17 protein-coding genes are annotated in these 20185 nt (G+C 71.0%); 8 read left to right on the forward strand and 9 right to left on the reverse strand.

Annotation, left to right across the window (positions count from 1 at the left end; translation table 11 throughout):
* Positions 1 to 7 precede the first annotated feature (7 nt).
* Both lspA and ACQBJO_RS06485 read left to right on the forward strand, forming a co-directional pair.
* Positions 8 to 493, forward strand: a complete 486-nt coding sequence (gene lspA / locus ACQBJO_RS06480) for a signal peptidase II (RefSeq protein ID WP_421006735.1) — start codon at positions 8 to 10, stop codon at positions 491 to 493.
* The gene (locus tag ACQBJO_RS06485) at positions 486 to 1421 is read left to right on the forward strand and encodes an RluA family pseudouridine synthase (RefSeq protein WP_421006734.1); all 936 of its coding nucleotides are present in this window, start codon (positions 486 to 488) and stop codon (positions 1419 to 1421) included. Before lspA ends, ACQBJO_RS06485 begins: the two co-directional genes overlap by 8 nt.
* 52 nt (positions 1422 to 1473) lie before the next feature.
* On the opposite strand, the gene ACQBJO_RS06490 is transcribed toward ACQBJO_RS06485, so the two are convergent.
* Positions 1474 to 3018 (reverse strand): AMP-binding protein, encoded by a 1545-nt coding sequence (locus tag ACQBJO_RS06490; RefSeq protein ID WP_421006733.1) that lies wholly within the window; start codon positions 3016 to 3018, stop codon positions 1474 to 1476.
* A gap of 160 nt (positions 3019 to 3178) precedes the next feature.
* On the opposite strand from ACQBJO_RS06490, the gene dnaE reads away from it, so the two are divergent.
* Positions 3179 to 6781, forward strand: coding sequence for a DNA polymerase III subunit alpha (gene dnaE / locus ACQBJO_RS06495; RefSeq protein WP_255185935.1), 3603 nt, complete (start codon positions 3179 to 3181; stop codon positions 6779 to 6781).
* A complete protein-coding gene (locus tag ACQBJO_RS06500; protein ID WP_421006732.1) occupies positions 6778 to 8919 on the forward strand; it encodes a S9 family peptidase in 2142 nt (713 codons plus the stop codon). The genes dnaE and ACQBJO_RS06500 overlap by 4 nt, the downstream gene beginning before the upstream one ends.
* Here ACQBJO_RS06500 and ACQBJO_RS06505 read toward each other — a convergent pair.
* The 5 genes from ACQBJO_RS06505 to ACQBJO_RS06525 form a co-directional block, all read right to left on the reverse strand.
* The gene (locus ACQBJO_RS06505; protein WP_255185937.1) at positions 8900 to 9985 is read right to left on the reverse strand and encodes a DUF4185 domain-containing protein; all 1086 of its coding nucleotides are present in this window, start codon (positions 9983 to 9985) and stop codon (positions 8900 to 8902) included. The two genes, ACQBJO_RS06500 and ACQBJO_RS06505, sit on opposite strands and share 20 nt — an antisense overlap.
* Before the next feature lie 115 nt (positions 9986 to 10100).
* Entirely contained in the window at positions 10101 to 10706 is a 606-nt protein-coding gene (locus ACQBJO_RS06510) for a response regulator transcription factor (protein WP_084450630.1), read from the reverse strand.
* The gene (locus tag ACQBJO_RS06515) at positions 10703 to 11848 is read right to left on the reverse strand and encodes a sensor histidine kinase (protein WP_421006731.1); all 1146 of its coding nucleotides are present in this window, start codon (positions 11846 to 11848) and stop codon (positions 10703 to 10705) included. The genes ACQBJO_RS06510 and ACQBJO_RS06515 overlap by 4 nt, the downstream gene beginning before the upstream one ends.
* Positions 11845 to 12603 (reverse strand): ABC transporter permease, encoded by a 759-nt coding sequence (locus ACQBJO_RS06520; protein WP_421006730.1) that lies wholly within the window; start codon positions 12601 to 12603, stop codon positions 11845 to 11847. The genes ACQBJO_RS06515 and ACQBJO_RS06520 overlap by 4 nt, the downstream gene beginning before the upstream one ends.
* Complete coding sequence (locus tag ACQBJO_RS06525; RefSeq protein WP_421006729.1) at positions 12603 to 13562, reverse strand: ABC transporter ATP-binding protein; 960 nt, start codon at positions 13560 to 13562, stop codon at positions 12603 to 12605. Before ACQBJO_RS06525 ends, ACQBJO_RS06520 begins: the two co-directional genes overlap by 1 nt.
* Before the next feature lie 163 nt (positions 13563 to 13725).
* On the opposite strand from ACQBJO_RS06525, the gene ACQBJO_RS06530 reads away from it, so the two are divergent.
* The 3 genes from ACQBJO_RS06530 to ACQBJO_RS06540 are packed head-to-tail and all read left to right on the forward strand — an operon-like array spanning position 13726 to position 15482.
* Positions 13726 to 14091, forward strand: a complete 366-nt coding sequence (locus ACQBJO_RS06530) for a hypothetical protein (protein WP_421006728.1) — start codon at positions 13726 to 13728, stop codon at positions 14089 to 14091.
* A gap of 35 nt (positions 14092 to 14126) precedes the next feature.
* Positions 14127 to 14591, forward strand: a complete 465-nt coding sequence (locus ACQBJO_RS06535; RefSeq protein ID WP_421006727.1) for a hypothetical protein — start codon at positions 14127 to 14129, stop codon at positions 14589 to 14591.
* 51 nt (positions 14592 to 14642) lie between these two features.
* Entirely contained in the window at positions 14643 to 15482 is an 840-nt protein-coding gene (locus ACQBJO_RS06540; protein WP_421006726.1) for an MOSC domain-containing protein, read from the forward strand.
* 28 nt (positions 15483 to 15510) lie between these two features.
* Here ACQBJO_RS06540 and ACQBJO_RS06545 read toward each other — a convergent pair whose 3' ends face one another.
* Complete coding sequence (locus ACQBJO_RS06545) at positions 15511 to 17139, reverse strand: HNH endonuclease signature motif containing protein (protein ID WP_421006725.1); 1629 nt, start codon at positions 17137 to 17139, stop codon at positions 15511 to 15513.
* Positions 17140 to 17285: 146 nt separating this feature from the next.
* On the opposite strand from ACQBJO_RS06545, the gene ACQBJO_RS06550 reads away from it, so the two are divergent.
* A complete protein-coding gene (locus ACQBJO_RS06550; RefSeq protein ID WP_421006724.1) occupies positions 17286 to 18104 on the forward strand; it encodes an alpha/beta hydrolase family protein in 819 nt (272 codons plus the stop codon).
* On the opposite strand, the gene ACQBJO_RS06555 is transcribed toward ACQBJO_RS06550, so the two are convergent.
* Together ACQBJO_RS06555 and kynA are read right to left on the reverse strand one after the other, a co-directional pair.
* Entirely contained in the window at positions 18073 to 19368 is a 1296-nt protein-coding gene (locus ACQBJO_RS06555; RefSeq protein WP_421006723.1) for a kynureninase, read from the reverse strand. The genes ACQBJO_RS06550 and ACQBJO_RS06555 overlap by 32 nt on opposite strands.
* Positions 19365 to 20150: a tryptophan 2,3-dioxygenase gene (gene kynA / locus ACQBJO_RS06560; protein WP_430407171.1), complete on the reverse strand. Its 786-nt coding sequence runs from the start codon at positions 20148 to 20150 to the stop codon at positions 19365 to 19367. The genes ACQBJO_RS06555 and kynA overlap by 4 nt, the downstream gene beginning before the upstream one ends.
* Positions 20151 to 20185: the final 35 nt, after the last annotated feature.

The raw sequence follows: 20185 nt of genomic DNA on the forward strand, positions 1-20185 counted from the left end.
CCCCGGGGTGCTTCGTTGGTATGCCACCACCGCGGTCGTCGCGCTCGTCCTCGACCAGGCCACCAAGGTCTGGGCGATGGGCGCGCTCGACGACGGGAGGGTCGTCCCGCTCGTCGGCGACGTGCTCTCCCTTCGCCTGATCCGCAACTCCGGCGCCGCCTTCTCGATCGGTGATTCGATGACCTGGGTCATGACCCTCGTCGCGCTCGGCGTGACCGGGGCGATCGTGTGGGTCACCCCGCGCATCCGGTCGCTGGCCTGGGCTCTGGCCCTCGGCGCGCTGCTCGGCGGGTCGGTCGGCAACCTCGTCGACCGCTTCGTCCGCGAGCCGGGGCCGCTGCGCGGCCACGTCGTCGACTTCATCGACTACGGCGGGCTCTTCGTGGGCAATGTCGCCGACATCGCCATCGTCGGCGGGGCGATCGTGCTCGTGTGGCTCGTCTTCAGCGGGATCGGTCTCGACGGGACCAAGGAGGAACAGGCCGATGCCTGATGTGCGCAACGTGCTCGTGCCCGAGGGCCTCGAGGGGGAGCGGGTCGACGCGGCCGTCGCCCGCCTCTTCGGCGTCTCCCGCACCCGGGCGGCCGAGCTGGCCGCCGACGGCAAGGTCCTCGTCGAGGGCGCCACGGTCGCGAAGTCGGCGCGGGTGAGCGCCGGCGACCACGTCGAGGTCACCCTGCCCTCCGCCGACGAGAGCCCCAGCCTGGCGATCGTCGCCGAGCCGGTGCCCGGCATGCGGATCGTTCACGACGACGACGACATCGTCGTCGTCGACAAGCCGATCGGCGTCGCCGCCCACCCGAGCGTCGGTTGGTCCGGCCCCGACGTGCTCGGCGGGCTGGCCGCGGCCGGCTACCGGATCAGCACGAGCGGCGCCAGCGAGCGGCAGGGCATCGTCTCGCGCCTCGACGTCGGCACCTCGGGCCTGATGGTCGTGTGCAAGAGCGAGTACGCCTACTCCGTGCTCAAGCGCGCCTTCAAGCAGCGCACGGTCGACAAGACCTATCACGCGCTCGTCCAGGGCCTGCCCGACCCGCACGTCGGCACGGTCGACGCGCCGATCGGCCGGCACCCGAGCGGCGAGTACAAGTTCGCGGTCATGGACTCAGGCAAGCACGCCGTCACCCACTACGAGCTGCTCGAGGCCTTCCGCCACGCGTCGCTGCTCGAGATCAAGCTCGAGACCGGACGCACCCACCAGATCAGGGTGCACATGGCCGCCCTTCGTCATCCGTGCGTCGGTGACCCGACCTACGGCGCCGACCCGAGCCTGGCCCGCACGCTCGGCCTCGAGCGGCAGTGGCTGCACGCGATGGGCCTCGGCTTCATCCACCCGGGCACGGGCGACTACGTGCACTTCGAGAGCACCTACCCGCAGGACCTGCAGATGGCGCTGGACCGGCTCGCCGACATGTCCTGACAGACGAAGGGGAGGGCGCCGGTCGGACCGGCACCCTCCCCTTCGTCATGGCTCAGTTGACCTGACGCTCGCGGCCCTCCCAGTAGGGGGCCCGCAGCTTGAACTTCTGCAGCTTGCCCGTCGCCGTGCGGGCCAGCTCGTCGCGGAACTCGATCGACGTCGGGGCCTTGTAGCCGGCCGCCTTGGACTTGCACCAGGCGATGAGGTCGGCCTCCGTGGCCGTCGACCCCTCGGTGACGACGACGAGCGCCTTGATCGTCTCGCCCCACTTGTCGTCGGGGACGCCGATGACCGCGACCTCGGTGACGTCGGGGTGCGAGAAGAGGACGTCCTCGACCTCGATGGACGAGACGTTCTCGCCACCGGTGATGATGACGTCCTTCTTGCGGTCGCTGATCGTCACGTAGCCGTCGTCGCCGACGACGCCGCCGTCACCGGTGTGGAACCAGCCGCCGTCGAAGGTGCGGGCCGTCTCGTCGGGCAGGTCGTGGTAGCCCTCCATGATGACGTTGGACCGGGCGAGGACCTCGCCGCTCTCGTCGTCGACCCGCATCCGGCAGCCGAGCGCCGGGGCGCCGGCGCGCACGAGCTTGGCCGCACGGTCCTGCGGCGAGAGCTCGTCCCACTCGGCCCGCGAGCGGTTGATCGTCAGCAGGGGAGAGGTCTCGGTCAGGCCGTAGATCTGGATGAACTCCCAGCCGAGCTCGGTCTCGACCCGCGCCACGGTCGTCGTGGGCGGCGGGGCGCCGGCGACGATGATCCGCACCCGGTCGCGACCGGGGATCTCGCCCTCCCACTCGGCCGCGGCCGCGAGCACGGAGTTCACCACGGCGGGGGCGGCGCACATGACCGTCACTCCGTGCCGCTCCACGCGCCGCAGGATCTCGGCACCGTCGATCTTGCGGATGACGACGTGCTGGGCGCCGACACCCGTCATGGCGAAGGGCATGCCCCACCCGTTGGCGTGGAACATCGGCAGGGTGTGCAGGTAGACGTCGCGGTCGCTGATGCCCGCGTGCAGCCCGAAGGTCGCGGCATTGGTCCAGATGTTGCGGTGGGTGATCCGCACGCCCTTGGGGCGGGCCGTCGTGCCGGAGGTGTAGTTGATCGTCGCGATCGCCTCCTCGTCGGCCTCCCAGGCGCGCGGCTGCGCGCTCTCGGGGTCGACGTCGCCGAAGAGGTGCTCGTCCTCGCCGAGGACGAAGGTGTGCTCGGCGGAGACCTCGTCGACGAGCGCGGTGAGCTCGGGGTCGATGTAGAGGACGCGCGCGCCGGAGTGCTCGACGATGAACTTCACCTCCTCGGGGGCGAGGCGGAAGTTGATCGGCACGAGCACGCGGCCCGAGCCGGCGACGCCGAAGAAGCTCGTGAGCAGACGAGCCGAGTTGTGCGAGACGACGGCGACGCGGTCGCCGACCTCGATGCCCAGGGAGTCGAGGTGGGCCGCCTGCGCGTTCGCGAGCTGGCGCATGCGGGCATAGGTGACGCCCTCGAGGGGCGGTGCCGGCTGGTCGGGCTCGTCGACGACCGCGAGACGGTCGCCGTACACGGCGGCAGCACGGTCGATGAAGTCGTTGACGGACATGGGCACGAACATCCGGAAGATCCTCCATGCGGTGTGGACGACGCTGTCGAGGCGACGTTATCCCCCTTCGTCCGCGGTGACGGCGGGCCACCGGAAGCGGCGCGCCGAGCGGCTGGCAGGAGTCGACCGGCGGCGTGCGGGGGTGTCGGTGGGGCGATCTAGACTCACACCGATGTCCGAGCTGCCGCGTTCCGAGAACTTCGTCCACCTGCACAACCACACCGAGTACTCGATGCTCGACGGTGCTGCGCGCATCAAGGACATGTTCTCCACCGCCCAGGAGATGGGCATGCCGGCGATCGCGATGACCGACCACGGCTACCTCTTCGGCGCCCACGAGTTCTGGAAGACGGCGCAGTCCTACGACGTCAAGCCGATCATCGGGCTCGAGGCCTACGTGGCGCCGGGGACCCACCGCACCGACAAGAACCGCGTGAAGTGGGGCGACGAGCGCACCCGCCCCGGCGACGACGTCTCCGGTGGTGGTGCCTACACCCACATGACGCTGTTGGCGCGCAACAACACCGGCATGCACAACCTCTTCACCATGGGGTCGCGCGCGTCCTTGGACTCGGTCTTCGCCAAGTGGCCGCGGCTGGACCGCGAGCTGCTCTCGCAGTACGGCGAGGGGCTCGTCGCGACGACCGGCTGCCCCTCCGGCGAGATCCAGACCCGGCTGCGCCTGGGGCAGTACGACAAGGCGGTCGAGGCCGCGTCGGAGTTCCGCGACATCTTCGGTCGCGAGCACTACTTCCTCGAGCTCATGGACCACGGCAACCAGATCGAGCGCCGGGTCCGCGACGACCTCATGCGGCTGGCCAAGGACCTGCAGCTGCCGCTCCTGGCGACCAACGACCTCCACTACGTCAAGCAGGAGGACTACATCGCGCAGGACGCGCTCCTGTGCATCAACTCCGGGTCCAAGCTGCACGACCCCGACCGCTTCAAGTTCGACGGCGAGGGCTACTACCTCAAGTCCCCGGCGGAGATGCGCCAGCTGTGGCGCGAGCTGCCCGAGGCCTGCGACAACACCCTGCTCGTCGCCGACATGTGCGAGGTCTCCTTCACGGAGGGCGAAGGGCGGTACATGCCGCGCTTCGAGTGCCCGCCGGGGGAGGACGAGACCTCGTGGTTCATCAAGGAGGTGCAGACCGGTCTGCACCGCCGCTTCCCCGACGGCATCCCCGAGTACGCGCAGCGCCAGGCGGACTACGAGATCGACGTCATCGTCGGCAAGGGCTACCCGGGTTACTTCCTCGTCGTCGCCGACTTCATCAACTGGGCCAAGGACAACGGCATCCGCGTCGGCCCGGGCCGTGGCTCCGGTGCCGGCTCGATGTGCGCCTACGCGATGGGCATCACCGACCTCGACCCGATCCCGCACGGCCTGATCTTCGAGCGCTTCCTCAACCCGGAGCGCAAGTCGATGCCCGACTTCGACGTCGACTTCGACGAGCGCCGGCGCTCCGAGGTCATCCGTTATGTCTCCGACAAGTACGGCGACGAGCGGGTGGCGATGATCGCCACCTACGGCACGATCAAGGCGAAGCAGGCGGTCAAGGACTCCGCCCGCGTCATGGGTCACCCCTTCAACGTCGGCGAGCAGCTGACCAAGGCGATGCCGGCCGACGTCATGGGCAAGGGCGTGCCGCTGGCGAAGATGTGGGACAAGGAGCACGACCGCTTCGGCGAGGGGCAGGAGTTCCGCGAGCTCGTCGAGTCGGAGAAGCACCTCGGCGAGGTCGTCGACCTGGCCAAGGGCCTCGAGGGCCTCAAGCGCCAGTGGGGCGTGCACGCCGCTGGCGTCATCATGAGCAGCGAGCCGCTCATCGACGTCATCCCGATCATGCGCCGGCTGCAGGACGGCCAGGTCCTCACGCAGTTCGACTACCCGACGTGCGAGACGCTCGGGCTGGTCAAGATGGACTTCCTCGGCCTGCGCAACCTGACGATCCTCGACGACGCCCTGATCAACATCAAGAGCAACCGCGACGAGGAGATCGACCTCGACGCCCTCTCGAAGGACATGACCGACAAGGCGACCTACCGCCTGCTCTCGCGCGGCGACACGCTCGGGGTCTTCCAGCTCGACGGTGGCGGCATGCGCACGCTGCTGCGGCTGATGCAGCCGGACAACTTCGAGGACATCTCCGCCGCCCTCGCGCTCTACCGACCCGGCCCGATGGGTGTCAACGCCCACACCAACTTCGCCCTGCGCAAGAACGGCCGCCAGGAGGTCGTGCCGCTCGACCCGCAGCTCAAGGGCAAGCTCCAGCCGCAGATGGAGGAGGCCCTCGGCCCGATCCTCGGCACGACCTACGGCCTGTGCATCTACCAGGAGCAGGTCATGGAGATCGCGCAGAAGCTGGCGGGCTACACGCTCGGCAACGCCGACCTGCTGCGCCGTGCCATGGGCAAGAAGAAGAAGGAGGTGCTCGACGCCGAGTACATCCCCTTCTCCGAGGGCATGAAGGCCAATGGCTACAACGAGGAGTCGATCGCCGCGCTGTGGGGCGTTCTCGTCCCCTTCTCCGACTACGCCTTCAACAAGGCGCACACCGCCGCCTACGGCCTCGTCTCCTACTGGACCGCCTACCTCAAGGCCAACTACCCGGCCGAGTACATGGCGGCCCTGCTCACCTCGGTCGGCGACGACAAGGACAAGTCGGCGCTCTACCTCAACGAGTGCCGTCGCATGGGCATCAAGGTGCTGCCGCCGTCGGTCAACGAGTCCGTCGGGCCCTTCGCCGCCGTCGACGCCGACATCCGCTTCGGCCTGCACGCCATCCGCAACGTCGGCCGCAATGTCGTCGAGGCGATCATCACCACCCGCGAGGAGAAGGGCGCCTTCACCTCCTTCGACGACTTCCTCGCCAAGTGCCCGGCGGTCGTGTGCAACAAGCGGACCATCGAGTCGCTCATCATGGCCGGCGCCTTCGACGACCTCGGCCACCCGCGCCAGGGCCTGGTCATGGTCCACGAGGAGTACGTCGACGCCTTCGTCGGGGTCAAGCGCCAGGAGGCGGTCGGCCAGGACTCTCTGTGGGACATGTTCGGCGGCGGTGACGACGAGGAGGACACGTCCGGCTCCGGCATCGAGGGGATGGGCCTGCGGCCGATCCCGCAGGTGGAGTGGGACAAGCGGGCGAAGCTGAGCAACGAGCGCGAGATGCTCGGTCTCTACGTCTCCGACCATCCGCTCTTCGGCGTCGAGCACGTCCTCCAGCGAGCCGCCGACACCTCGATCGCGACCCTCACCCAGGCCGACTCCGGGGTGAAGGAGAACAGCACGGTGACGATCGCCGGCCTCGTGACGGGCCTGAGCGTCAAGCGAACGAAGAAGGGTGACCTCTGGGCGATCGCGACCATCGAGGACCTCGAGGGTGCGATCGAGTGCCTCTTCTTCCCCAAGACCTACCTGACGGTGCAGACGATGCTCACCCAGGACATCGTCGCCGTCGTGCGCGGCCGGGTGAACGCCCGTGACGACACCGTCTCGATCTATGCCGAGGACCTGCAGATCCCCGAGCTGACCGACGGCCCGCGCGGCCCCGTCGTGCTCACCCTCGACTACGCCCGGGCGACGACCGGGCGCATCGAGGAGGTCAAGCAGGTGCTCTCGCAGCACCCGGGCAGCACCGACGTGCAGATCAAGCTCGTCCAGCCCGGCCGCTCGGTGACGATGTCCGTCGACGCGGCCTACCGGGTCGAACCGACCGAGGCGCTCATCGGCGACCTCAAGGTGATCCTCGGAGCCCGGGCGGTGAGCGCATGAGCGAGGGCATGACGCCGCCGGTCGCCGCGCAGAAGCCGTGGACCCGTCGCCACCACGGCGACGACGTCGCCGACCCCTACGAGTGGCTACGCGACGGCGAGGACCCGCAGGTCATCGCCCACCTCGAGGCGGAGAACGCCTACGCCGAGGGCACGACGGCGCACCTGGCCCCCCTTCGGCAGGCGATCTTCGACGAGATCAAGCACCGCACCCTCGAGACCGACCTCAGCGTGCCCGTCGCCTCCGGCGACTGGTGGTACTACTCGCGCACGGTCGAGGGCAGCCAGTACGCCATCCAGTGCCGGGCGCCGCTCACCGACCGCACCGCCGTGCCCGAGCTCGACCCCTCGCAGCCGTTGCCGGGCGAGGTCGTCCTCCTCGACGGCAACGAGCTCGCACAGGGCCACGAGTTCTTCTCCCTCGGGGGCTTCGAGGTCAGCGCCGACCACTCGCGCATGGCCTACGCCGTCGACGTCACCGGCGACGAGCGCTTCGACGTGACGGTCATGGACATCGCCACCCGCGAGGTCCTCGACGAGAGCGTGACCGGCGCCGGCTACGGGCTGGCCTTCTCCCGCGACGGACAGCACCTCTTCCACGTGGCCGTCGACGACGCCTGGCGTCCGCACGAGGTGTGGCGCCACGAGGTCGGCGCGCCCCGCGACGCCGACGTCCTCGTCCACCGCGAGGAGGACGAGCGCTTCTGGATGGGGCTGGGCACCAGCCGCGACGAGCGCTGGATCGTGCTCGGGCTCGGCAGCAAGACGACTTCCGAGGTCCACCTCATCGACGCCGACGACCCGACCGCCCCGATGCGCTGCGTCGCGCCGCGCCGCGAGGGCGTCGAGTACGACGTCGAGCCGGCCGGCGACCACCTGCTCGTCGTGCACAACGAGCGCCAGCCCGAGGGCGACCTCGCGTGGGCCCCGATCGACGCGACGAGCCACGAGCAGTGGCAGCCGCTCCTCGACCGGGCCGAGGGGGAGCGCTTCGTCGGCGTCGACGCCTTCGACGACTTCGCCGTTCTCAGCCTGCGCGCCGACGGCCTGCCGACCCTGCGGGTGCTGCCCCGGGTGGCGCGGTCGACCCCCTTCGTCGCCTCGGACTACGGCCCGGCGCGATCCGTGGGGCTCGACGCCGAGCTCGCCAGCGTGGCGCTGGGCCCGGTCGCCGACCCCGACACCGACCGGATCCGCGTCGTCCACGAGTCGTGGGTCAGCCCGCGTTCCGTCCTCGACGTCGTCGTCGCCACCGGCGCGCAGACCGTGCTCAAGCGTCAGTCGGTCGTCGGTGTGGACCCGGCCGACTACGAGCAGCAGCGCACCTGGGCCACGGCGCCCGACGGCACGCAGGTGCCCATCTCGCTCGTCATGCGGCGCGGGGTCCGGCCCGACGGCAGCAACCCCGGCCTGCTCTACGGCTACGGCAGCTACGAGATCAGCCTCGACCCGTACTTCTCCATCGCCCGCCTCTCGCTGCTCGACCGTGGGGTCGTCTACGCGGTCGCCCACGTGCGCGGCGGCGGCGAGCTCGGTCGGCACTGGTACGACGACGGGAAGATGCTCGCCAAGGGCAACACCTTCACCGACTTCGTCGCGGCGGCCGAGCACCTGCACGAGCGCGGCTGGGTGGCGCGGGACCGGCTCGCGATCGAAGGGGGGTCCGCCGGCGGTCTCCTCGTCGGCGCCGCGACCAACCTCGCCCCGGACCGCTTTGCGGCCGTGCTCGCCGCGGTGCCCTTCGTCGACGCGCTGACGACGATCCTGCGTCCCGACCTGCCGCTCACCGTGGGGGAGTGGGAGGAGTGGGGCAACCCCCTCGAGGACCCGCAGGTCTACGCCTACATGCGCGGGTACAGCCCCTACGAGAACATCGCGCCCGTCGCCTACCCGGCGATCCTCGCGACCACCTCGCTGCACGACACGCGGGTCTACTTCACCGAGCCGGCGAAATGGGTGGCGCGGCTGCGCGAGGTGACGCGGCACGACGCCGACCGTCCGGTCCTGCTGCGCACCGAGATGAGCGCCGGCCACGGTGGGCGCTCCGGGCGCTACGACGCCTGGGAGCAGACGGCGTGGGAGTGGGCCTGGCTCCTCGACCAGATCGGGGCGGGGCAGGTCACTCCAGGTCGAGGGTGATGAACTTCGGCCGGTAGAGCGTCGGGTCACGCGTCAGCTCGTCGAAGTCGAAGGTGTTGACGTTGTACGAGATGAGCAGCTCGCCGTCGTCGGAGATCTCCGGGTGGCCGTGCGCGTTGTACGTGAAGTGCCGCCCCACCCCCGACTCCGGCGTTTCGTAGATCGTCTGCCGGTCCTGCCAGGGCCCCTCGGGCGTGCAGGCGGTCCAAGCGTTGATCTTCGGGCTGAAGGGCTGCGAGGTGTCCGACGAGATCATCACGTAGCCGTCGCGGAAGCGGCTGACGCTCAGCTCGTTGGCCACACCGTCGGTGAGGCGCGTGCTGCGCGTGGGGTCGCTCGTCCAGCCGCTGTCCGTGCGGTACTCCCACTGGCTGCGGTCGGTGAGGTTGCCGGCGGGCACGCGCGCCAGGTGCAGGTGCTTGGTGTCGCCGAGGTCCTCGATGCCGTAGACGTAGCTGGTCGTGCTCGTCGTCAGCACGCCTGCACCCCACGCGACGTGGTCGGTGCTCGGGCCGGGGTCGTCGATCTCGGTGACCTCGAGGTCGGGCAGCGAGACCCGCGCCGTGGCGTTGTGGCTCCACTCGAAGCCGTCCTTGCCCACCTGCCGCGTGCGGGAGAGAAAGACGACGAGCTCGTCGCCCTCGACGGCCGCGTCCTGGACCCAGTAGTACGACTCGTCGTCGGGGTCGGGGAAGAAGGACTCCGGGCCCTCCGCCGTGCGGGTGCTCAGCCGGCCGCTCTCGTCCTCGGTGACGAGCGCGTTGTGCACCATCGCCATCCCGGGCTGCGGGTGGCCGCTGGACGTCACCTGGCCGATGAAGGAGTCACTGAAGAGCCAGAGCGTCCGCTCGTCGGGCAGCCGGACGGAGTAGGTCGAGTCGCCGGCGATCCACCCGGGCCCGGTGAGCTCGAAGCGCTCGTCGTCGTCGCGACTCGGCGTCGCCCAGTCGAGCTCCGCTCCCACGGCCTCGCACGCCTGCGACGGCGCGTCGTCGCTGCACGCCGCGAGCAGGCCGGCGCCCACGGCGAGCGCGGCGAGGGCCGCGGCGGCGCCGGTTCGTCGCATGCGGTGCTCCTGGCGGGTGTGGACGGCTGGTGCGGACGGCTGACGGTGCTCCTGGCGAAGGGGGAGCCCCCGGCCCATTGTGACCCACGGGTAGATCGCGTGGGTCGGCGCCGGCTCAGAGCCAGCCGAGGTCCTGGGCGCGCCGGGCGGCCTCGACCCGGTTGCTCGTGCCCGTCTTGCCGATGGCGGAGGACAGGTGGTTGCGCACGGTGCCGGGGGAGAGGTGCACCCGGGCGGCGATGTCCGCGGCCGAGCGTCCGTCGAGGGCGACGGCGAGCACCTCGCGCTCGCGGTCGGTGAGCGGGTTGGGCCCGCCGACGACGACCTCGGTGGCGAGGGAGGGGTCGACGACGCGACCTCCCTTCGCCACCGTGCGCACGGCCTCGGCCAGCTCGTCGGACGGGGTGTCCTTGACGACGAAGCCGCTGGCGCCGGCCTCGAGGGCCCGCCGCAGGTAGCCCGGCCGGCCGAAGGTCGTGACGATGAGCACCCGTGTGCCGGGCAGCTCGCTCGTCAGCTGCGCTGCGGCGGAGATGCCGTCGAGACCGGGCATCTCCACGTCGAGGACGGCGACGTCGGGGCGGGTCCGGCGGGCAGCCGCCAGCACCTCGTCGCCCGAGCCGACCTCCGCGACGACCTCGAGGTCCTCCTCGAGGCCGAGCAGCGCGGCCATGGCGCCCCGCACGAGGGCCTGGTCGTCGGCCAGCAGCAGCGTGATCACGGCAGGTCCACCCTCAGTCTCGTGCCCGGCCCCCGGGGTCCGGGATTGCCCTCGCTGACGTCGAGGGTCCCACCGACCCGGGCGAGCCGCTCCCGCAGGCCGGTGAGTCCATGACCCTCGCGCCGCCCGCGCAGGCCGCGACCGTCGTCGGTCACCTCGAGCCAGGTCGGCCCCCACGAGACGTCGGCGTGCTGGGCGCCGCTGTGGCGCAGCACATTGGTCGTCGCCTCGCGCAGGACCCAGGCGAAGGTGATCCGGTGCGCCGGGTCGACGACGTCGATGTCGTCGGGCATCGACACCTCGATGCCGGCGTCGCCCAGCGCCGCGATGGCGGCATCCCGCTCGTCGGACAGCCGGGTGACCCGCAGCCCGGACACCGTCGCGCGGATCTCGGCGAGGGACTGCCGGGTGAGGGAGCGGATGGCGGCGATCTCCGCCTTGGCGCGCTCCGGGTCGCGGTCGACGAGGCGCTCGGCGAGGTCGGCCTTGAGCGAGACGACGGTCAGCGAGTGGCCGAGGACGTCGTGGACGTCGCGCGCCACCCTGTCCCGTTCGGAGGCGACGGCCAGTGTGCGTTGGAGCTCTTCGCGCCGCTCGTCGCCCTCCATCAACCGGCGCAGCAGCAGGCCGAAGCCGCCGATGAGCATGGGGATGAAGAGCAGCGGCCACAGGTTGCTCAGGTCGTCGGTGACCGCGATGACCAGCGCGGTGCCGGCGCCGACGCCGACGACCCCTCCCACGGACCAGCCCCGGGGCCAGCCGAAGGCCGCCAGGCTCGCGAGGAAGGCGCTCATCCCGAAGATCTCGAGCCCGATGATCGGCCACAGGGTCGCCATCGCCGCCACCATGCCGGCGAAGCCGCCGAAGGCCCACACCCGCCGGCGGGTGGTCCAGCAGCCGTGCACCCCCATCTGGCTCTGGATGAAGGCGAGGACGTAGACGAGGGCGAAGGCGATGATCAGCCCCCACCCGAGCAACCGCACGACCGGACGGTCGGTCGTCTGCTGGGCGACCTCGTTGGCGGGGAAGAGCAGGAAGACGAGCCACACCGCGGCGAGCAGCCACCCGTGCCGAGCCCATGGGTCGACCACCTGCGCGGACAACTCCTCCGCGAGGTGGTCGACGTCGTCGGTGGGCGTCACTGCCGGTCCCGACCCCGTCGCACGAGGTAGACCGTCAGCAGCGCGAGGATCAGTGTCCACACGCCCACGTTAGTCAGCGGGACCCACAGCGCCTCGTGGTGGAGGGCGCCGTCGGTGTCGACCGAGTAGCCCTCGGTGAGCGGGTAGCGCGCCAGCGAGACGATGCCGTAGAGCGGGGTGAACTTCGCGATCGTCAGCATGACGCCAGAGAGCGGGATGAAGATGTTGCCGAGGAAGGCGAAGATCACGAGCGACCCGCTCGCCGCCCCGACCGCGGACTCGGACTTGAAGGCGAGCCCGAAGACCAGCCCGTAGAGCGCGAAGAGGCAGGCGGCGAAGAGGGTGATCCCGGCCGTCGCGAACCACACCCAGGTGTCCCCCTTCGCCCCGCTCGCCACGCCGATGGCGTAGATCAGACCGATGGGGATGCACGCGATGACCATGGCGACGACCGCCTTCGCGGCGACGTACCAGCCGTCGCGAAGGGGGGTGAGCCCCAGCTGTCGACCCCAACCCTGCATGCGCTCGACCGCGGACGAACCACCGACCGAGACGGTCGCCGTGACGGCTCCGTAGACGGCCATCGAGATCATGATGTAGAGCGCGACGTTGCCGCGGCCGATGTCCTCCTTCGCGAAGTCCTGCGATGCGCCGAAGACGACGTACATGAAGGCCGGAAGCACGGCGATGAAGAACAGGCCGACGTAGTCGCGGGCGATCCGCTTGAGCTCCAGGCCGATGAGTGTGGGGTTCATCAGTTCTCCTCCGTCGGGCTGCCGGTGATGGCCAGGAAGGCCGCGTCGAGCGAGGCCGTCGTGACCTCGAGGTTGCTGCCGCCGAGGTCGGTGAGCAGCAGCCGGGCAAGAGCGTCGGAGTCCTCGCCGATGGCGGTGACGCGCTCGCCGGTGACGGTGACCGAGCTCGTCCCCGGGAGCTCCCGAAGTCGCTCCGCGGCGGCGCCGACGTCCCCCCTGCGGACGTCGGCGCTCACCGTGCGGCCGCTCGCGCGGGCCCGGATCTGCTCGGTCGTGCCGTCGGCGACGACCCGGCCGCCGGCCATCATCACGATGCGGTCGGCGAAGCGGTCGGCCTCCTCGAGGTAGTGGGTCGCGAAGAGCACCGTGCGCCCGTTGCTCGCGTCCTCGTGCATCGTGCGCCAGAACTCCGCTCGCGCCCCGACGTCCATGCCCGCGGTCGGCTCGTCGAGGATGAGCAGGTCGGGGTCGGGGAGCAGCGCCAGGGCGAAGCGCAGCCTCTGCTGCTCGCCGCCCGAGAGCTTCGAGACGAGGCGGTTGGCCTTGTCCGGCAGCCCCGCGCGCTCGATGACCGCTTCGACGGGCTCGTGCCGCGGGAAGGTCGAGGCGACGTAGCGCACCACCTCCCGGGCCGTGAGGTCACGCAGCAGGCCCCCGGTCTGCAGGACCGCGGAGACCCTCCCTTCGTGCACGGCCCGACGTGGCGCCGCGCCGAAGGAGGTGATGGTGCCCGAGGTCGGCTCGGTGAGGCCGAGCACCATGTCGAGGGTCGTCGTCTTGCCCGCGCCGTTGGGGCCGAGCACCGCGACGACCTCCCCGGGGGCGATCGTCAGGTCGACGCCGGCGACGGCGCGGACCGTCTCGCCGCCGGATCTGAAGTGCTTCGTCACACCCTCGAGGCGCACACCCTCGGCGGTGGAGGTGGCGGCGCCCGTCGTCGGGCTCGTCGTCGTGGTCATGGCTCAACACTCCCGGGCAGCGGGTACCGGCCACCATCCCCTGATGTCACGAGTGCGCAATGACAGGTGTCATGGTGCAGACATCTCACAGGTGGCCGGAGCATCATGGGGGCAGAGGGCCTGGTTGCCCGACCGGGTCCCACCGACACCAGGAGGTAACCCCATGGGCGCAGCAGTCGAGATCAGCACCGGCACGATCGGACCCGAGCACCTCGCGGGCAAGCGGGTCATGCTCGGCGGCGTCGAGCTCGGGGTCCTCGACGGGAGCACGTCGTCGGTGCAGTACGACATCCCGTCCGGGAAGCACGTGCTCTACCTCAAGGACGGCCTGACGACGTCGGGAGCCGTCGCCTTCCGCGTCCAGTCGGGCCACTGCGCACAGATCGAGGTCAGGGACGCCGACGGGGGCATGTTCGCGGCCTTCTTCGGCGGCTGGTTCGCGCTCAAGCGCGCGGGCGACACCCACCTGCCGGAGGGCACGCCCGGGGCGGAGGAGATCAGCACGGACGACGTGCCGATCGGGGCCTGACACGCGGCCGCACCTCGTAGGGGACGATGTCCCCCATGAGCACCGACCACGCCTCCCGACTGGCCCGCGGCGACGAGCTGGACTTCCGGAGCGTGCGCACGGGCATGGTCTTCGTCCTGCTGTTCTGCCTGGGATTCACGGTCATCGGGCTGTGCCTCGTCGGCGGTGGTGACGGGCTGCTGCGGATGCTCGGCGTCGCGCTGCTCGTCTTCTTCGGCGCCGTGGGGATCACCGTGGCCGTGTGGCGGTTGGTCAAGCCCACGATCGAGCTGAAGGTCAGTGCGCAGGACGGGGTGTGGCTGCGCGACCGCCGCGCCACCTGGCTCGCGTGGGACGAGATCGCTGCCGTCGAGCGTGACGCGGTGGGATCCCGTCCGGCGGTGACGCTGCGGCTGACGGAGGGCGGCTCGCACACCCTCTCGCCGACGATCGCGGCGTCGCCCGCCGAGCTCTACGCCCTGCTGTCGGAGCAGCAGACCATCCGCGCGCGTCGGGGCTGACCTCGTGGTCGGTCGCCGAGCGGTGCCTGGTGCTCACCTACGATCGAGAGCATGCGCGTCACCCAGCTGCGGCTCTACCCGGTCAAGTCCCTCGGCGGCACGGAGGTCGAGTCGGCGCACGTCGAGCCGTGGGGTGTCGCGGGCGATCGCCGGTGGGGGCTGGTCGACCCGGCGGGTGAGAAGGTCACAGCCCGGGAGGAGCACACCCTCCTGCGGCTGCGGGTCCAGCAGGTTGACGATGAGACGATCCGGATCCACGACGGCGACGAGTCCATCCTCGTCGACATCCCGCTCGGGCTTCCGCCTGTGCCCGTGAGCCACTCGCGGCAGGGTTTCGCCGTACCCGCCGACCAGGACGTCAGCGAATGGATCAGCGACCGCGTCGGCCGCCCGCTGCGCCTGGTGTGGCAGGAGGACCCGACGGTGCGTCGCGTGTCGGGAGCCCACGGCGGCGTGGAGGGCGACACGCTCTCCCTGGCCGACGCCGGTCCGCTGCTCCTCGTCTCCGAGTCGTCCTTGGCGCGGTTGCAGGAGTGGGTCGACGAGGCTGCGGATGGGGACGGCGCCGACGACGGGGCGCCAGCAGCGGCTGGGCCCGGCGCGCTGAGTGTCGTGCGCTTCCGGCCCAATGTCGTCATCGACGGGGAGACGCCCTTCGTGGAGGACGACTGGCCGACGGTCCGCATCGGCGACGTCGAGTTCCGGACCGCCGAGGTGTGCGACCGCTGCGTCATGACGACCATCGATCCCGAGACCCTCGCGACGGGCAAGGAGCCGATCCGCTCCCTGTCGCAGCACCGGAAGTGGGACGGCAAGACGTGGTTCGGCACCCGTCTGGTCCCGATGGGCGAAGGGGAGATCCGCGTGGGTGACGAGGTCGTGCCCGGGTGAGCCGATCCGCGGCGCGAAGCCAGCACTCCTACGTGCGCCGGTGGAAGGCGAGCGACACCGTGCCGTTGCCGAGCTGGGTGACGACATGTCGCCACAGGGCGCTGTCGATCATGTGGTGGTGGTTGCCGCACAGCGGGGCGGCGTTGTCGAGGTCGGTGAACCCGCCCGCCTCCCACGGTCTGAGGTGATGGACCTCGGTCCAGGCGAACGGTCGGTCGCACCCTTCGGCGGCGCACTCGTCGTAACGGGTGGCCAGCGCCATCCGCTGGTTGTCGGTGAAGAGTCGGCGTTGCCGACCGAGGTCGAGCGGGACGGACTCGCCGTCGAGGACTGTCGGCAGCAGGCCCGCGCCGCAGGCGAGGCGCCGTGCTGTGCCGGCGCTGATGACGTCGTGGACGTCGGTCGAGCCGACTCGGGTGCCGGCGGGGACGAGACCCTCGTCGACGAGACCGCCGAGCAGGTCGTCGACCCGGGTGGTGATGAGCATCGTCGCCGACACCTTGGAGTGCAGGTGGTCGGTCGGGATGCGCATCAGCAGGTCGGCGAAGGCCAGGCCGCGGCGGTGCTGCCAGTCGAGGCTGCGGTCGGTGGCGGAGAGCCGCCCCGCATCCCCTCGGGTCCCGGCGAACTCGCCCGACGCTGCGCCAGGGGCGGCGCCCAGCCCAGCGCTTGTGCCTGCCGCAGGACCCGCGCCTGCTCCAGTGCCCTGCACCCCTGCGTCGTGGCCGTCCGTGGCACGGCGGCGGGGCGCGGTCATGGCGTCGATGACCTTCTTGAGCATCATCCCGGAGACCCAGGGCACGGTGAACTGCCCGGTCATGGTGCCGTCGCGGTTGTCCTTGACCCAGAAGGCAGAGCGCTCCCGGGCCGCCTCCTCCTCGCGGGCCACGAGGTCGTCCTCGTGCTGGTCGACGACGGCCTCGTCGGGCTCGTAGGTCGCGAGCACTCGCCGGGCGGCGCGTCGCAGCTGGCTGGGGGAGCGGTTCGCCGCCAGTCGCAGCAGCTCGGCCTCGCACTCGCGCCGCTGGTCGGCGGTCACGCCCTCCGGCAGGTCGTCGAGCCCGCGGAGGATGACCTTGGCGTGGTCGGCGCTGATCTCGCCGGCATCAAGAGCGGCCCCCGTCAGGGTCAGGCGCGGCCTGGACTCCCCGTCGCCCGTAGCGGCCGACGCGTCGTCCTGGTCATCCGATGCATCGCGCTGGGTCTCCGGCGGGTCGCCCTCGGTCTCCTGCGTCTCGGTGCCTGCGCCCGGGTTGTCGTGGCTGGACGGGAGCTCACCCATGGCCTCGGCCAGCATCGCGTCACTGGCCGACCTGTTGCGGTCGCTCCCCGTCGCCCCGGCCAACCACGACCCGGTGTCGGTGTGGCCGGTCGAGCCGGTCGCCCCGGTGGTCGCGGCTCGGGCGGTCAGCCGCAGCTTGACCGCATCGACTCGACGAGAGAGCCGCTCGACCTCGGCGATGTGTCCACGCAGATCGGTGAGGTCGTCGGGCCGTTCGCCGATCGCTCGCATCATCTCGTCGACCCGCCCATGCGCCTGCCGCACGAGAGTGGCCAGAGGCGGATGGGGGAGGTCGGCGGGGCGGCGCAGGTTCGCGAGGTCGATGGCGGTCATGTACTCCGCCAGTCGCGTCTCAAGCCCCGATGCTTGCCCCATGAGAAGAATCTATCGAACATGTGTTCGATAGGTCAACCCCCTTGGTCGTCTCGTCCGGATCGTCGCCTTGCCCTTGGTGAACACACTAGGGAGGGCCACCGACAGCCCCGCGCCGACGATTCCGAGCCAGGTGGGAGAGTGGCTTCGTGGGTAGCGAGACCGAGGACCGGACCCTGGCCCGTCTCCAGGGCGAAGGGGGCACGCCCCACCGCGCCGAGGTGGCGACCCTGATCGCCTACGGCGACCAACCGGACCAGGTGGTCGAGCTCCACGAGCCGCCGCGCCCCACCAGCCCGGGCCCCGCCCCCGCCCAACCCGAACCACCCCGCACGCTCGTCGTCGTGCACGGTGGGTACTTCCGCCCGGCCGTCGACCGCACCCACGCGCGTCCCATGGCCCGAGCGCTCGCGGCGGCCGGCTGGCGGGTGGCCCTGGCCGAGTACCGACGCGTCCCCGGCGACCCCGAGGCGACGACCGCGGACCTCACCGCCCTCGACGCCCGGCTGCGGGCCGACAGTCACGACACCGCCGCCTGGGTCGGGCACAGCGCTGGCGGAACCCTCGTGCTGTGGCGCGGGCTCACCCAGACGCTGCCAGGCACCCCCGTCGTCGCCCTGGCGCCCGTCGCCGACCTCGGCGCAGCCGTCGACGAGCGCCTCGGCACCGACGCCATCCGCGATTGGGTCGGCGCCACCCCGGCGGATGCGCCGGAGGTCTACGCCCGCCTCGACTCCCTTCGCCTGCGGGAGGACCGAGCCGCGCGTGCGGCCGATGGCGTTGCGGCACAAGGCATCACGGTCCTCCACGGGGACGCGGACGCGAGCGTCCCCCTTCACCAGTCGCAGGCATGGGAGCGCACCGTGCTCGCTGGTGCCGACCACTTCGACCTCATCGACCCGACCTCGCCGCACTGGCCGGCCGTCGTCGACGCGATCAGGCGGAGCGCAGCACCTCGTCGACCATGACGAGCGCCTCGGCCACCTCGCCATAGCTCGTGCTGAGTGGCGACAACCCGAGGCGGATCCCGTCGGGCTCGCGGAAGTCCGGCACGACGTCACGGTCCCAGAGCACCCGGTAGACCTCCCGGAAGCGCGGGTGCGCCAGCGTCACGTGCCCACCCCGCGACGCGTCGTCGAGCGGGGAGACGACGCGCACACCGTGGTCGCCGAGCACGTCGTCGACCGACTCGATGACGAAGCGCCCGAGCCGAGCAGCCTTGTCCCGCACCGCATTGAGCCCCACGGACTCGATGAGGTCGAGGGTGTCCTCGATGCCGATCATGCCGAGCACCGGCGGCGTGCCGGAGATGAACCCGCGCATGCCGGCGCCCGGCTCGTAGCCGGGCCCCATGACGAAGGGATCGGCGTGCCCCATCCAGCCCTGGATCGGCTGGCGCAGCCGCGCTTGGTGACGCGCCGCGACATATCCGAAGGCCGGCGCGCCGGGCCCGCCGCCGAGGAACTTGTAGGTGCATCCCACCGCGAGGTCGACGCCGTGCGCGTCGAGGTCGCTGGGCACGACGCCGACGGAGTGGCACAGGTCCCACAGCACCAGCGCGCCGGCGTCGTGGGCGAGCCGGGTGATCTCGGGCAGGTCGGCGATCCACGCGGACTTGTAGGCGACGTGGGAGAGCAGGACGACACCGGTCCGCTCGGTCAGCGCTGCGGCGACGAGGTCGGGCGTCGCACCTGTCGCCGGGTCCGGCTCGAGCCAGACCAGCTCGGCGCCGGTCTCGGCCGCGATGCCTTCTGCCACATAGCGATCGGTGGGGAAGTTCTCGGTGTCGAGGACGATCTCCGGCCGCTCCGGACCTGCCGCGGTGACCGCCGCGCGCAACAGCTTGTAGAGCATGACGGTCGTCGAGTCGCCGACGACGGTCTGGCCGGGCGCCGCGCCGAGGCACACCTCGCCGATCCGGTCACCGAGCCGCAGCGGCAGCTCCATCCACTGCTCGTCCCACGACCGGATGAGCCGCGTGCCCCAGGCCCCGGCGACGAGGTCGGCGATCCGCTCCGCGGTGGCGCGAAGGGGGCGGCCCAGCGAGTTGCCGTCGAGATAGGCGACGAGCCCAGGGGAGGGCAGGTAGAGGTCCCGTGTGTGGCCCAGGGGGTCCGCTGCGTCGAGCTGCGCGGCCCGGGCGCGCAGCTGCGCTGCTCCCGAACCGCTGCCCGCTGCTCCCGCACCGCTGCCCGCTGCTCCCGCACCGGTGCCCGCCGTCGCCCCGCTCATGCCCCGATCTCCGTCCGCACGGCGAAGAGCTCGGGGAAGAAGGTCAGGTCGAGCGCCCGCTGGAGGAACCCGACGCCGGAGGAGCCGCCGGTGCCCGTCTTCATCCCGATGGTGCGCTGCACGGTCTTGAGGTGGCGGAAGCGCCACAGCTGGAAGTTGTCCTCGAGGTCGACGAGCTCCTCGCAGGCCTCGTAGACGTCCCAATGCTGCTCGGCGTCGCGGTAGATGTCGGTGAGCACTCGCGTCAGCTCGGGGTCGAGCACGTGGGCGGTGGTGACGTCGCGCTCCAGCACGCGCTGCGGGATCGCGTAGCCGCGGCGGGAGAGGTATCGCAGGAACTCGTCGTAGAGGCTCGGCGCCTCGAGCAGCTCGCTGAGCACGGCGTGCGCCTCGGGGTCGCTGGCATGGACCGGGAGCATGCCGGCGTGCTTGTTGCCGAGGGCGAACTCGACCGCGCGATACTGCCAGGACTGGAAGCCCGACGCGTGCCCGAGGAAGGGCCGGAACTCCTGGTACTCCGTCGGCGTGAGGGTCGCGAGCACGGACCACTGGTCGGTGAGGGTGCGCTGGATGTGCTTGACCCGGGCGATCCGCTTGAGTGCCATGCGCATCTCGTCCTCGGCGAGGAGCGCCATCGCCGAGCGGGTCTCGTGGAGCACGAGCTTGAGCCAGAGCTCGGAGGTCTGGTGCTGGACGATGAAGAGCATCTCGTCGTGGTGCTCGCTCATCGGTCGTTGCGCGTCGAGCAGGGTGTCGAGGGCCAGGTAGGACCCGTAGGACATCTCCTCCCGGAAGTCGCGGTGGACGCCGGCCTCGA

Origin of the sequence: Janibacter zhangyanbonis, from assembly GCF_050507325.1 — a bacterium.
Taxonomy (GTDB): Bacteria; Actinomycetota; Actinomycetes; order Actinomycetales; family Dermatophilaceae; genus Janibacter.

Excerpts from the sequence above, each read along its gene's own strand:
- ACQBJO_RS06485 (WP_421006734.1), top strand. The coding sequence starts at position 486 with ATGCCTGATGTGCGCAACGTGCTCGTGCCCGAGGGCCTCGAGGGGGAG.
- ACQBJO_RS06490 (WP_421006733.1), bottom strand. The coding sequence starts at position 3,018 with ATGTTCGTGCCCATGTCCGTCAACGACTTCATCGACCGTGCTGCCGCC.
- dnaE (WP_255185935.1), top strand. The coding sequence starts at position 3,179 with ATGTCCGAGCTGCCGCGTTCCGAGAACTTCGTCCACCTGCACAACCAC.
- ACQBJO_RS06500 (WP_421006732.1), top strand. The coding sequence starts at position 6,778 with ATGAGCGAGGGCATGACGCCGCCGGTCGCCGCGCAGAAGCCGTGGACC.
- ACQBJO_RS06505 (WP_255185937.1), bottom strand. The coding sequence starts at position 9,985 with ATGCGACGAACCGGCGCCGCCGCGGCCCTCGCCGCGCTCGCCGTGGGC.
- ACQBJO_RS06520 (WP_421006730.1), bottom strand. The coding sequence starts at position 12,603 with ATGAACCCCACACTCATCGGCCTGGAGCTCAAGCGGATCGCCCGCGAC.
- ACQBJO_RS06525 (WP_421006729.1), bottom strand. The coding sequence starts at position 13,562 with ATGACCACGACGACGAGCCCGACGACGGGCGCCGCCACCTCCACCGCC.
- ACQBJO_RS06530 (WP_421006728.1), top strand. The coding sequence starts at position 13,726 with ATGGGCGCAGCAGTCGAGATCAGCACCGGCACGATCGGACCCGAGCAC.
- ACQBJO_RS06535 (WP_421006727.1), top strand. The coding sequence starts at position 14,127 with ATGAGCACCGACCACGCCTCCCGACTGGCCCGCGGCGACGAGCTGGAC.
- ACQBJO_RS06540 (WP_421006726.1), top strand. The coding sequence starts at position 14,643 with ATGCGCGTCACCCAGCTGCGGCTCTACCCGGTCAAGTCCCTCGGCGGC.
- ACQBJO_RS06545 (WP_421006725.1), bottom strand. The coding sequence starts at position 17,139 with ATGGGGCAAGCATCGGGGCTTGAGACGCGACTGGCGGAGTACATGACC.
- ACQBJO_RS06555 (WP_421006723.1), bottom strand. The coding sequence starts at position 19,368 with ATGAGCGGGGCGACGGCGGGCACCGGTGCGGGAGCAGCGGGCAGCGGT.
- kynA (WP_430407171.1), bottom strand. The coding sequence starts at position 20,150 with ATGTCCTACGGGTCCTACCTGGCCCTCGACACCCTGCTCGACGCGCAA.